Here is a 12,996-nt window from a genome sequence, read left to right on the forward strand (position 1 = left end):
TTGTGCCGTGATTTATAAAAATTTGCAAAAATAACTTTTCTCTTGGTAATCGTTTGTTTCAATTCGATTCAATCTGGAGAAAAACTCATTAACAGTAATTGAAACTCGTGCATGAGTGTTAATGATTGGCTCATGTCACACCCATGCATTGCGCCCCCACGCAAATCTGATGGAGATTAAAACATAAGCTAATGGAAATGAGTAATAAAAAAACAAAATAGGGCTATTAATGAAAAGAATATCCATCGTCTCATGGGCGAAGTCGAAGGGAAAGACAAAGGTAATAATGGCTTCGACTAACGCTCAGCCAACGGAGTCAACTGTCTCCTAAGCTTAAGTCGAAGCGATGCACTGAGCATCAGTCGAAGTGGGTAAGTTCTTCTAATAATATCTACTAACGGCTTCAACTAACGCTTAGCCAACGTTTATGAGGTAAAGTAGATGGGGTATGGTTTTAACTCAAGGCTTGCGCCAAAACAGCTGCTTTATCTGTTTTCTCCCAAGTAAAATCAGCATCTTCGCGACCAAAGTGACCATAGGCAGCTGTTTTTTGATAAATGGGACGTAATAAATCAAGTTGATGTGTGATGGCATAAGGACGCAGATCAAAGTGCTCAAGAACAAGATTCTCAATGATATGATCATCCAATTTACCTGTACCAAAGGTGTTCACCATAATCGATGTGGGGTTAGCAACACCAATGGCGTAAGAGACTTGAATTTCACATTTATCCGCTAAGCTGCTAGCAACGATGTTCTTAGCGATGTATCTACCCATATAGGCAGCTGAGCGATCAACTTTGGATGGGTCTTTACCAGAGAATGCGCCACCGCCGTGATGTGCCGCTCCACCATAGGTGTCGACGATAATTTTGCGTCCTGTTAGACCGCAATCGCCAACAGGTCCTCCAATAACAAATTTACCTGTGGGGTTAACAAAGTATTTAGTTTTGTCTGTTATCCATTCTTTCGGTAGAACGGGTAGAATGATTTCTTCAATGATTGCTTCTTCAATCACTTTCTGTGGAATTTCAGGTGCATGTTGAGTTGAAATAACTACTGTATCAACGGCAACAGGTTTGCCATCGACATAACGCAATGTTACTTGTGATTTAGCATCAGGGCGCAACCACGAAAGGGTCTTGTTTTTGCGCAGGAATGCTTGACGCTGCATGAGTTTATGTGAGTAATAAATAGCAGCAGGCATTAGTGTTGGGGTTTCATTGGTGGCAAAGCCAAACATTAACCCCTGATCTCCGGCACCCTGATCTAGAGGGTCAGAGCGATCAACACCTTGCGCAATCTCAGGTGATTGTTTACCAATGGCGTTTATCACCGCACAACAGTTCCCATCAAACCCGAGATCATCTTTATCATAACCAATATCAGTGACAACGTTTCTGACGATTTCTTCGATATCAACCCATGCTGAGGTGGTAATCTCGCCGGCAACAAGTGCCATGCCTGTTTTAACCAGTGTTTCACAAGCAACGCGTGCATTTTTATCTTGAATTAAAATAGCATCTAAAACTGCATCAGAAATCTGATCAGCAATCTTATCCGGATGTCCTTCAGAGACAGATTCAGAGGTGAATAAAAAGTCATTTGCCATGAGAGGTTTCCTTTTATGTTTGTTGTGTACAAGCTAAAAGGCTTCTAGAGGAAAAGTCTATAGAAACGCTTTAGCGGTGTTGTTTTATGTCGCCCGCAAGTTGTTTTTAAATCAGCGACAGTGTAATGACAGTTGGTTATGCTAACTCTAACAAAATGACCTGTCAAAATATTTAGGACTTTTTTGATTACAACGCGTCATTTGCTTAAACAAATTGACTGCACCCTGAGCGTAAGTCGAAGGGAGCAATAAGGTGATAATGGCTTCAACTAACGCTCAGCCAACGTTGATAAAGAGAGTGGAGAGCTGAAGTAGAGATTTTGTTTGTATTGGAGGAAATTTATTTAGCTTGATCAATAATTTCCTGTAACTCACCGTTTTCATGCAACTCAAGAACAATATCGCAACCACCAATGAGTTCACCGTTAACATAAAGTTGTGGAAAAGTTGGCCAGTTAGCATGTTTTGGTAAGGTCGCACGAATCTCAGGATTCTCTAATATGTTAACAAATGCGAAAGGCTTACCACAGGCTTGAATGGCAGCAACAGTATGTGCTGAGAAGCCGCATTGTGGCATTTTAGGTGTGCCCTTCATGTAAAGTAAAATGCTGTTGTCAGCAATTTGTGATTTTATCGTTTCGATTACTTTTTCTTCATCAAAGTTATGATTTGTATGCATTATTGTTTCCTTAGTATTGTCTAAACTTGAAAAGATACTGGATTAGTATTATATTGCGCGTACATCATATATCAGTTTCTAAATTTTGGTCAACCAACAAGGAGCAAGAAATGTTTGAATTACCATCGTTACCATATGCTAAAGGCGCATTGGCACCCGTGATCTCTGAAGAGACAATCGAGTATCATTATGGCAAGCATCATCAAGCATATGTAACCAACTTAAATAACTTATTAAAAACAGATGAGTTTAAATCTTTTGCTGGTAAATCATTAGAAGATGTGATTTTAACTTCAAAAGGTGGCGTGTTTAATAATGCTGCACAAATCTGGAATCACACGTTTTATTGGAATTGCTTAACACCAAACGCTAAAGCAAAACCAGAAGGCGCGTTATTGCAAGCAATTGAGAAAAAATTTGGCAGCTTTGATGCCTTTAAAGAAGCATTCAGCAAAACAGCTGTCACTACTTTTGGTTCTGGCTGGGCGTGGCTTGTGAAAACGAAACAAGGTGAGCTTGAACTAGTAAGTACTAGTAATGCGGCATGCCCATTAACTGAAGGCCACACGCCACTTCTAACTTGTGATGTATGGGAGCATGCTTACTATATTGATTATCGTAATGCGCGTCCAAAATATGTTGAAGAGTTCTGGAGTATTATTAATTGGGACTTTGTTGCTGAGCAATTTGCAAAGTAGACAGTAGTAACTTGAGCTTAGTTTAATTCGTATCGTGTTATTCAATTTTGTAATACTTGGCAAAATCATAAAACTTCTATAGAATTGACCGGCTTTTGAACTTTGGAGAATATGTATGGCACGTGTAACAGTTGAAGATTGTTTAGAGAAAATCGATAGTCGCTTTGAATTAATTGTTTTAGCATCAAAAAGAGCACGTTTCCTAAGTCTAAGTGGTCAAGAGCCACGTGTGGACTGGGATAATGATAAGACAACGGTTGTTGCTTTGCGTGAGATTGCTGATGGCAAAATAAATAAAGTGGAAATCCGTGCTGAACAGGAATATTAAAAAGATTAACAAAAATAGAAAATATTGATTTTAGGCGTTGACTTTGATTTTTTTAACCCTATAATCTCATCTCGTTCTCGGGTGCTTAGCTCAGCTGGGAGAGCATCGCCCTTACAAGGCGAGGGTCGGGGGTTCGAACCCCTCAGCACCCACCAGAGATTTAAAAAGGCTTCCAATTGGAGGCCTTTTTTGTTTGTGTCACATAATAGTGCTTGAGTTTTAAGCTGCTATCTGTGACAATAGCGCGGCTCTTTGCTGTTGCCCTTATATTCAAGGTGCGCGATAGCTTATCGAGAGTAGATACGATAAACCGAAAGGAGTAAAATTATGAAACATTATGAAATCGTGTTCATGGTTCACCCTGATCAAAGTGATCAGTTACCAAACATGTTGCAAAAATACCGTGAAATCGTTGAGTCTAAAGGCGGTAAAATTCACCGTTTAGAAGACTGGGGACGTCGTCAACTTGCTTATCCAATCGCTAAGCTTCACAAGGCGCATTACATTTTGATGAATATCGAATGTGATACTGAAGCGTTGAACGAGTTAAATGAATCATTCAGATACAATGATGCGATTCTACGTCGTTTAGTGCTTAACCAAAATGAAGCGATCACTGAGTCATCAATCATGATGGCAAAAGATGAGAAAAAAGAAGTTAAAGAAACAAGCCAAGCGGCTGAGTAAGGAGAGGAAAGATGCGTCCAAATCGTCGTCGTAAAGTATGTCGTTTTACCGTTGAAGGTGTTAAAGAGATCGACTACAAAGATTTAAATACATTGAAAGGTTATATCACTGAAACTGGTAAAATCGTTCCAAGTCGAATTACAGGTACATCAACTAAGTATCAACGTCAACTTGCTAATGCAATCAAAAGAGCAAGATTTTTAGCGTTGATTCCTTACTGTGATCGTCACTTTAACTAATCTTTAAGTTTAGAGGTCTTTGACAATGCAAGTTATTTTAAAAGAAAAAGTAGAAAACCTAGGCACGCTGGGTAGTGTTGTAAATGTGAAGCCAGGTTATGCGCGTAACTACTTAGTGCCTTATGGCAAAGCAGTTCAAGCAACTGAAGCAAACATTGCTGCTTTTGAAAAGCAAAAAGCAGAATTACAAAAATTAGAAGCTGAGCGTTTAACAACTGCTAAGGCAAAAGCTGAAAAAATCTCAGGTCAAGCATTTACAATCAAAGCAGCTGCTGGTGACGGTGGTAAGCTATTTGGTTCTGTTGGGACGAAAGAAGTTGCTGATGCTATTGCTGCTGTTGGTGTTGAAGTTGAAAAACGTCACGTACGCATGCCGGAAGGTATCATCCGTTCATTGGGTGAGTACGAGTTATCAGTTCACTTACACTCAGATGTTGATGCTGACATCAAATTGGTTGTTATCGCTGAATAATTCCCTGATTATTCACTAACTACTATGACATTTAAGCCGCATATTTTGCGGCTTTTTTGTTTTTTAACGGAGCAACTAAAATGTTACGGATAGATTGCCATAGCAAATTTTAGTTTTTAAAGCGGAGAAGTGCGTAACACTGTTTGAGTGTAACGAGTTTTGCAAGTTTCTCTTTTGACTTTCATTCGTATTTGACAAGCAATAAATTAAAGGCTTTAGCGCTAAATTTTGGTATACTCTATGGCGATTTGTTTTGAATGAAAATGGAGTGACTGAATGTCCGACGTTAAAACTTATGATTCGTCAAATATTAAAGTATTAAAAGGCCTTGAAGCAGTACGTAAACGCCCGGGCATGTATATTGGGGATACGGATGATGGCTCAGGTCTTCATCATATGGTATTTGAGGTGGTTGATAACTCTATCGATGAGGCATTAGCGGGATATTGTGATGATATTATTGTGACTATGCATACCGATGGTTCGGTGTCAGTTAGCGATAATGGCCGTGGGATTCCTGTGGATATTCACCCTGAAGAAGGGCGCTCAGCAGCAGAGGTCATTATGACGGTACTGCATGCGGGTGGTAAATTTGATGACAACTCTTACAAAGTATCAGGTGGTTTGCACGGCGTTGGTGTATCAGTGGTTAATGCGTTGTCTGAAAGCCTGGAGCTACGTGTTTGGAAAAATGGTAAAGAATATGAGCAATATTATGCTCATGGTGAGCCATTAGCACCGTTAAAAGCAATAGGTGACACAACAAAACAAGGGACAATGATTCGCTTTAAGCCATCACCTCAGACTTTTTCAATTGTTGAGTTTAATTATGATACGTTGGCAAAGCGTATTCGTGAACTATCTTTTTTAAACTCAGGCGTTAAAGTTCAATTGATTGACAAAATCAATGACCAAAATGTGACCTTCCAATATGAAGGCGGTATTAGCGCGTTTGTTGAGCATTTAAATAAGAGTAAGACGCCATTAAATCAAAATATTATTAGCATCCAAGGTGAGCGCAATGATGTTGTTGTTGAGTTGGCGATGCAGTGGAATGAGTCGTATCAGGAAAACGTCTATTGCTTTACGAATAATATTCCGCAACGTGATGGCGGAACACATTTATCAGGCTTTAGAGCAGCGTTAACACGCACGATTAATGGTTATATTGAATCAGAAGGCTTAAATAAGAAGCTTAAAATCAGCACGTCAGGTGATGATGCACGCGAAGGGTTAACAGCTGTATTATCTGTCAAAGTACCGGATCCTAAATTCTCGTCACAAACTAAGGATAAACTCGTTTCATCTGAAGTAAAAACCGCGGTTGAGGCGTTGGTGAACGAGAAGTTGCAAGAGTTCTTACTTGAAAACCCGAATGAAGCAAAGTTGATTTCCAATAAGATTATTGATTCAGCACGCGCTAGAGAAGCGGCAAGAAAAGCACGTGAAATGACACGTAGAAAAGGTGCTTTGGATATTGCCGGCTTGCCAGGAAAACTTGCCGATTGTCAGGAGAAAGCCCCAGCATTATCTGAGTTATATATCGTCGAGGGGGACTCTGCGGGTGGCTCAGCTAAGCAGGCACGTGATCGTAGAACACAGGCTATTTTGCCATTGAAAGGTAAGATCTTAAACGTTGAAAAAGCGCGCTTTGATAAGATGTTAAGCTCGCAAGAAGTGGGTACATTAATCAAAGCATTGGGTTGTGGTATTGGACGTGATGAATATGATCCGGATAAAACAAGATATCATCGTATTGTTATTATGACGGATGCTGATGTCGATGGTTCACACATTCGTACGTTACTTCTAACTTTCTTTTATCGTCAAATGCCTGAGCTGATTGAGCGTGGTTATATTTATATCGCACAACCGCCACTGTATAAAGTTAAGCGCGGTAAGCAGGAAACTTATCTCAAAGATGACGCTGCTTTAGCACAATATTTAGGAAGTATCGGGATTGAGGGCGCGTCGTTATTTCCAGGGGATAACATTCCGCCTATCTCAGGTGTTGGTTTGGAAACGCTATACCAACAATATCAAAAAACCAATGCAAAAATCACTACCTTATCGCGCCGCTATCCAGTGAATGCGCTTAAAGCATTTGTTAGTTATGAGCCGTATCCTGCTGTAAGCGACGAATCAGCACTTAATGCTTGGTGGCAAGGCTTTGCTGAGCATGCTAATAAGCTTTCTGGTGGTTATGAGTTCTATACGGCTGCTATCCATCGTGAACAGCACGAAGATGAAAAAGTGATTAAACTAAAACTTTCACGCTTATTGCATGGTGTAAATACTGAATATAGCTTTAATTTAAGCTTTTTTGAAAGTAAAGATTATCAAAGTATTGTTGAATTAGGCACAGCACTCAATGGTCTTTTGACTAAAGCCGCTTACGTTGAACGTGGCAGCAAAAAAGAATTTGTTGATACCTTCGAACAAGCGATGGAATGGTTAATCTCAGAAGCCAAGCGTGGGCAAAATGTACAGCGCTATAAGGGTCTTGGTGAGATGAATCCAGAGCAGCTATGGGAGACAACGATGGATCCTGCTGAGCGCCGTATGCTGCAAGTCACCATTGCTGATGCAGTTGCTGCTGATGAGTTATTCTCAACGCTGATGGGTGATGATGTTGAGCCTAGACGCGACTTTATTGAAAGTAATGCGCTTAATGTCGTGAATATTGATGTATAAATGATGTGCTTTTAATCTTAATCATGGTTATGCCAGTGATCAACATACATCTTGGTGGTGCCTGCAATGGCGGCTGGAATAACAATAATATTAAAAAATGGAATCATCAAAAAAACCGTGGTGATAAAACCGAAGCCTAGACTTAGAGACTTTTGTTGCGAGAGCTGCTTTTTCATTTGCGGGAAGCTGATTTCATTATTATCAAAAGCATAATCTGCGTATTGTACGACGTTGAACCAACATAACAGTGCAAACCACAAAACACTGGTGAAAAGATTAACCACCGGAATGAAGTAACACAACAGAATAATCAAAACCCACGGCAGGAAAGAGAATAGTTTTTTAAACTCACGAGCAATGGAATTCGGTGCAATAAGCATGAGCTTAGCGAATGTAAGCTCACTACCAACTTCTTGCCCTGTTAGTTGTTTTTGTACTTTCTCAGCAAGAAAGCTGTAAAAAGGGGCAGCAATAATAAGCGCGATTGCAGTAAAAAGATAAGCGCTAAATAGTAACAATGCCAAAATGGCGATGAGATAAATCAACCAACTAAGCCATGTGAGCCAGCTAGGTAAGTGAGTGTCTACCCAATTGATGAGTGAAGAGATCTCATGCAAGCTAAACCACCATAGTGCGATAAAGATTATGGTGTTGATGATAAGTGGGATTATTGTATAGCGCTTGATGCCTTTCTTAAAAATAAGTGTCAATCCGCCAAAAAAATAGCTGATACCACTGTTGTCAGCTTGATGTTGCGTCATGGTTATTCTCCCATTACATCGGCAGTATTTTGATAAAGATGAGCTAATAATGCCTGTTCTTGTGCTGTAAAATCCAGTGATTCTTTACCTATAAGATCGAAGGCTTGTTTGCTATAGATTGGGTTTACTGTTTGCAAATAAGTCTTTAGATTGTCATATTTATCACTATCAGTTGCAAATGCGACGATTTGACCATTCTTAATCTCAAGCGTGATGTTGTTATCTTCAAAAACAAAACTGCGGCTAAAGGGTAGTGTTTTGCCAAAGCGCCATTGCCAAGTGCGCAAGGTGTTTTCTTCATCGGTAACTTGTTTGTTTTCCATATGCTCAGGGATATAGGTAATGTGATGATTAAACTGATTCAAAAAACAACCGCGTATTTTTTCAGCGCTAATCTCAGGATTGATTTCTGCCAGATTGATAACGCTTGAGCGTTTGGAGTGGACACCCTTAGTCGTTAATGAGTCGTCAATACTGTGATGCAAATAGTCATATAGCTTGCTGGTGTCGGCATTGATTAGCAATGTCCCATGATGAAAGGATTTATCCTTTGTTTCACGAAAGGCGCTGCCTGAGATTTTATAATCAACTCCTTCATGTGTTACCAAGATATCATTACGTTCAGAAGCATGCGCATGAATGCCGCAGCTTTTAAGTATATTTACAATCAACGCAAGATTTGCTTTTTTATCATAATCTTGAGACTTTGCCATGATCGTATAGTTTAGATTACCTAGGTCATGATAGACCGTGCCACCACCGCTTTGACGGCGAACAATGGGGATATTGTCATGATTCAAAGCATCGATGTTACACTCGCGCCATGGGTTTTGCGCACGCCCAATAATCACAGAAGGTGCATTTTGCCAAAGGTATAAAATAGGCGTATCGGTTAACATCTCACGAAAAAGCCAGTTCTCAACGGCAAGGTTATAAAAAGGGTCGTGGCTTGTGGCAATATAAACGTTCATATGGATAATTTGTGTGATTTATTAAGCTTTTATAAAGTGGCAGTTTATACCCATCACAAACCATTTTACAGTGTTTCTTTGTTTTAGCTGTATAAAAGCCGTAAGGTACACTATTCGGGAGTTGCTTTATACTTTTGCTAATTGGGTATAAATGGATATTTTTATGGATATGTGAGAAATTAGACTGTATTATTGGATATAAATGGATAATTTATTGGATGGCTAACGTGAATTTAGACTCTTTAACGATTAATAACGAAATACTAAAAATGATATCGGAGATTGATGAATTTAAAGGTTCATGGAGGTCATTGAGCATGCTAGCACCAGAAAGGTTACAAGCATTGAAAAAGGTAGCAACTATAGAAAGTATAGGGTCTTCAACCAGAATTGAAGGCAGTAAGTTAACAGATTTAGAAATTGAAACAATTCTTTCCAATATTGAGATCCAAAGCCTTGATTCTCGTGATGAACAAGAGGTTATTGGATATTCTCATGTAATGAATATTATTTTTGATGCATGGAAAGATATTCCTATTAGTGAGAATTATATTAAGCAGTTGCATGGTGAAATATTAAAATACAGTAGTAAGGATTATGCTCATAGAGGTAAATATAAAACTAGCAGCAATAGTATCGCTGCATTTGATTCATCTGGTAAAAATATTGGTATTGTTTTTGAAACAGCAACACCTTTTGAAACACCTATACGCATGAAAGAATTGGTTGATTGGATAAATTCAGCCTTAGAAGAAAATCTTTTACACCCAATATTAATATGTGCAATCTTTATTGTTGTATTCCTTGAGATACATCCATTCCAAGATGGAAATGGTCGATTAAGTAGAGTTCTAACAACTTTAATTTTATTGAAGTCAGGATATAGCTACGTATCTTATAGTTCTTTGGAGAGTATTATTGAACAAAACAAGGATGCTTACTACTTATCGTTGAGAGAAACTCAAAAAACACTTAAATTAGATGATCCAGACTGGATGCCGTGGATTATTTTTTTTCTCAACGCTTTAAATAAACAAATAAAACGCCTAATGCTTAAAATTGAAAAAGAGCAGATGCTATTACAAACACTTCCAGAAACCTCATTGATGATAGTGGAACATATAAAGGCACATGGGCGTGTCACTCTTTCAGAAATGGTTACTCTTACTAGTATAAATCGGAATACACTTAAAAAGCATTTTAAAAAATTAGTATCTATGAATCAAATTAATCAGCATGGAAAAGGTCGTGGCGTTTGGTATTCATTGACCTAAGTTCCCACTAGGAATGTCATCAGACTCATCGGGAATTTCTGCTAAGCTATTTTTTCAATACATAGAAAGACTACTATCAAGCATCGCATTGGCTGCCATCACCAGTGGTGAGATAACTTCGGCAGCACCTAAGGATTTTGCTTTATTGATATTATTTTTTTGATTGATGCGAATGGTTATTTTAGCTGCCTTTGATGGTTTATGATTATTTAAAAACTCATTAATACTCAATAAGGTAATGATGTTATCAGCATCTTTTTCATAGGCGATGATCACAGCATGCGCATCAGTGATACTTGCTTTATCGAGAATGTCAGGGTCATTAGCGTTGCCATGCAATGTTAATGATTTAAGCTCGGCACTATCAGCAGTTTCACTGTGCTCGCTATCGATAATTAGAAAGCTTTTATTTTGCTGTTGTAATTCGTTAATAATAATATGTGTTAAATCATTTAAGCCGCAAATAATGACGTGATCTTTCATATGTTTTTTCCCTTTGTTGAATGTTTGAAATAGGTTTTGCAAGCGATCGATAAAAGCACTAACAATAAAGGTTAAAACAGCGGCGAATGCGCCTAGCCCGATAAAAATCATTGATACGACGAAAAGCCGTGCTTCATCAGTAATGGGGGTGATGTCACCATAGCCAACCGTACTATAAGTTACGACGGTAAAGTAGATAGCGTCTGGCCAGTCCTTAATACTGTTGAATTGATCGCGTAGCAGATAAGCGCCGATCACACCATATAGAAATGCTAAAATAAATGACAAAATAACAATAAACTGTGCATAACTAAGCTTGATCGTTTTCGAGCGCACATTAAATACTTTCCAACTAATGGCAAGACCTATGATCTCAACAAAATAAAACCATGTCAAAAATCCTGAGCGGTTGTAGACAAAAATATTGGTTAAGAAAAGCGTGATGAGCATTAATAATGCTAATATCCAGAAAAAACGCAAGCGCCGATAAATCCCACGACCAATGAGCAACATTAAGTAACCAATAAAGCATGAGATAACCGTATTAAACTCTTTGAAGCCTTGTCCGGCGATAATATGGTTAACGAATTGCACGCCTTCATCGTGAATGGCCGCTTCAATAAACGGAAATACCCCAATTAAAATGGCAAACACGCCATTTAAAAATAATAAAATAGCCAAGAATAGCGGAATGCTAAAACGCATAAGCTTTTCTTTTAAAGGGTGCACAAGCCTCGGCATAAGCTATCCTTAGTGTTGAGTATTGCTACATAAACTATTAATTGAGTGTAGAAGATAAAATATGAATGTAAAGGCGTTTTGTAGGTGTTATAAACGTCGCCATAAGGTTTGGTCTTTTGATTTTTTATCTAGTAGTTTTAGATAATCCTCATGTGCGTCACATTGTGGATTGAGTGCTAGTAGATCAACCAAGTTAAGCGCTTGATTTGTTGAAGTTGATGCTTGCTCTTTGGTCAATGTGCCTGTGTTATTATTGTCTTCAATAGCCGGTGTCATAAGACTAAACAAATCGAGCTGTCCACCGGTCATCATCAAGTAAACATCGGCAAGAATCTCAGCATCCAATAACGCGCCATGCAGTGTGCGATGTTTGTTATTGACACCATAGCGTGAACACAAGGCATCAAGTGAGTTTTTTTGTCCTGGATGTTTTTCACGCGCCATAATTAGGCTGTCGATGATATGACAATGCTGCTCAAGCTCCCCCCACTTATTAGGGGATAATAATTGCAATTCCCAATTTAAAAAAGGTACGTCAAACCCAGCATTATGAATAATTAACTCAGACTGACCAAGGTATGCCATGATGTCATCAATTTTGTCACTAAAAAGAGGCTTATCAGCCAAAAAATCATTACTTAAACCATGGACTTGCAAAGCACCTGCTTCAACTTCAATATCGGGTTTGAAGTAAAAATGTAAGTTGTTACCAGTTAATTTGCGATCGACCATCTCAACGGCGCCAAATTCAATGATGCGATGACCAGATTTAAAGTCAAAGCCTGTGGTTTCAGTATCTAAGAATATTTGTCGCATGATTTTTATGTGGTAGTCAAAAGTATGGCAATTAGTATAGCGGACTTAAACTGACTTTGACATAATAGCTTGCGTTATTTTAACCAAAATAAAGGACAGGAAGATGAAGAAAGTATTATTAGCTATGGGGTTGTTGTTATCAGTTAATGCAGCATTGGCATGCTCAGGTAAGGAGCAGTTGAACATATTGTTTATCCCTCAGCAAGGGGATAATGTATCACATAAAGACTATGCTAGCTTGGGTAAAGCGCTATTTGCTAATCAAATGATTGCTAGTGAGTTGCATGCTTATAATGTCACCATCAATCATAAAATCGGCGAGATAATTCTCGATATCGAAACGCAAAAAACACCGATTAAAAAGATGTTAAAGGAAGTTAAACCACTATTAAAAGAGCATGGCTTTAAAACCTTGCGTGTTTCTTTTGAAACACCGATTGAGCGTGCTAGTTCAGCAAAATCTATGCCGGCAAAACAGCCTACAACAAGTGACATGACTGCTAAGTAATAATTAAAAAATCAGTGCGTATTGAAGCTTAAG

14 protein-coding genes and 1 tRNA gene are annotated in these 12,996 nt (G+C 38.7%); 9 read left to right on the plus strand and 6 right to left on the minus strand.

Annotation, left to right across the window (positions count from 1 at the left end; genetic code table 11):
• Positions 1–454 precede the first annotated feature (454 nt).
• Both metK and grxD read right to left on the minus strand, forming a co-directional pair.
• Complete coding sequence (metK, locus tag IE867_RS06780; protein ID WP_192484014.1) at positions 455–1,612, minus strand: methionine adenosyltransferase; 1,158 nt, start codon at positions 1,610–1,612, stop codon at positions 455–457.
• A gap of 340 nt (positions 1,613–1,952) precedes the next feature.
• Positions 1,953–2,291, minus strand: coding sequence for a Grx4 family monothiol glutaredoxin (gene grxD, locus IE867_RS06785; protein WP_192484015.1), 339 nt, complete (start codon positions 2,289–2,291; stop codon positions 1,953–1,955).
• 110 nt (positions 2,292–2,401) lie between these two features.
• Between grxD and IE867_RS06790 the strand changes: the two genes are divergently transcribed.
• The 7 genes from IE867_RS06790 to gyrB all read left to right on the plus strand — a co-directional run bounded on the left by IE867_RS06790 (position 2,402) and on the right by gyrB (position 7,409).
• Positions 2,402–2,989, plus strand: a complete 588-nt coding sequence (locus IE867_RS06790; RefSeq protein WP_192484016.1) for a superoxide dismutase — start codon at positions 2,402–2,404, stop codon at positions 2,987–2,989.
• A 115-nt stretch (positions 2,990–3,104) separates the two neighbouring features.
• Positions 3,105–3,317, plus strand: a complete 213-nt coding sequence (gene rpoZ, locus IE867_RS06795; RefSeq protein WP_117002188.1) for a DNA-directed RNA polymerase subunit omega — start codon at positions 3,105–3,107, stop codon at positions 3,315–3,317.
• 79 nt (positions 3,318–3,396) lie between these two features.
• Positions 3,397–3,472: transfer RNA gene (locus IE867_RS06800), tRNA-Val, on the plus strand.
• A gap of 172 nt (positions 3,473–3,644) precedes the next feature.
• Positions 3,645–4,004 (plus strand): 30S ribosomal protein S6, encoded by a 360-nt coding sequence (gene rpsF / locus IE867_RS06805; protein WP_192484017.1) that lies wholly within the window; start codon positions 3,645–3,647, stop codon positions 4,002–4,004.
• An 11-nt stretch (positions 4,005–4,015) separates the two neighbouring features.
• A complete protein-coding gene (gene rpsR / locus IE867_RS06810; protein ID WP_119328982.1) occupies positions 4,016–4,243 on the plus strand; it encodes a 30S ribosomal protein S18 in 228 nt (75 codons plus the stop codon).
• A 25-nt stretch (positions 4,244–4,268) separates the two neighbouring features.
• Complete coding sequence (gene rplI / locus IE867_RS06815) at positions 4,269–4,715, plus strand: 50S ribosomal protein L9 (RefSeq protein ID WP_192484018.1); 447 nt, start codon at positions 4,269–4,271, stop codon at positions 4,713–4,715.
• A gap of 276 nt (positions 4,716–4,991) precedes the next feature.
• A complete protein-coding gene (gyrB, locus tag IE867_RS06820; RefSeq protein WP_192484019.1) occupies positions 4,992–7,409 on the plus strand; it encodes a DNA topoisomerase (ATP-hydrolyzing) subunit B in 2,418 nt (805 codons plus the stop codon).
• Positions 7,410–7,426: 17 nt separating this feature from the next.
• Here gyrB and cysZ read toward each other — a convergent pair whose 3' ends face one another.
• Positions 7,427–8,170, minus strand: a complete 744-nt coding sequence (cysZ, locus tag IE867_RS06825) for a sulfate transporter CysZ (protein ID WP_192484020.1) — start codon at positions 8,168–8,170, stop codon at positions 7,427–7,429.
• Positions 8,171–8,172: 2 nt separating this feature from the next.
• On the minus strand, positions 8,173–9,141 hold the full coding sequence (locus tag IE867_RS06830) for a lipoate--protein ligase (protein WP_192484021.1): 969 nt from the start codon (positions 9,139–9,141) through the stop codon (positions 8,173–8,175).
• 218 nt (positions 9,142–9,359) lie between these two features.
• On the opposite strand from IE867_RS06830, the gene IE867_RS06835 reads away from it, so the two are divergent.
• Complete coding sequence (locus IE867_RS06835; RefSeq protein ID WP_192484022.1) at positions 9,360–10,415, plus strand: Fic family protein; 1,056 nt, start codon at positions 9,360–9,362, stop codon at positions 10,413–10,415.
• A 54-nt stretch (positions 10,416–10,469) separates the two neighbouring features.
• On the opposite strand, the gene IE867_RS06840 is transcribed toward IE867_RS06835, so the two are convergent.
• Together IE867_RS06840 and dnaQ are read right to left on the minus strand one after the other, a co-directional pair.
• Positions 10,470–11,639 carry an NAD-binding protein gene (locus IE867_RS06840; RefSeq protein WP_192484023.1) on the minus strand — a complete coding sequence of 390 codons (1,170 nt, stop codon included), beginning with the start codon at positions 11,637–11,639 and terminating at the stop codon, positions 10,470–10,472.
• A gap of 87 nt (positions 11,640–11,726) precedes the next feature.
• Positions 11,727–12,455, minus strand: coding sequence for a DNA polymerase III subunit epsilon (gene dnaQ / locus IE867_RS06845; RefSeq protein ID WP_225629984.1), 729 nt, complete (start codon positions 12,453–12,455; stop codon positions 11,727–11,729).
• Positions 12,456–12,558: 103 nt separating this feature from the next.
• Here dnaQ and IE867_RS06850 point away from each other — a divergent pair, with 103 nt between their 5' ends.
• Entirely contained in the window at positions 12,559–12,963 is a 405-nt protein-coding gene (locus IE867_RS06850; RefSeq protein WP_192484024.1) for a hypothetical protein, read from the plus strand.
• The last annotated feature ends 33 nt before the right edge of the window (positions 12,964–12,996 follow it).

Source organism: Cysteiniphilum marinum (assembly GCF_014857925.1).
Lineage (GTDB): Bacteria > Pseudomonadota > Gammaproteobacteria > Francisellales > Francisellaceae > Caedibacter > Caedibacter marinus.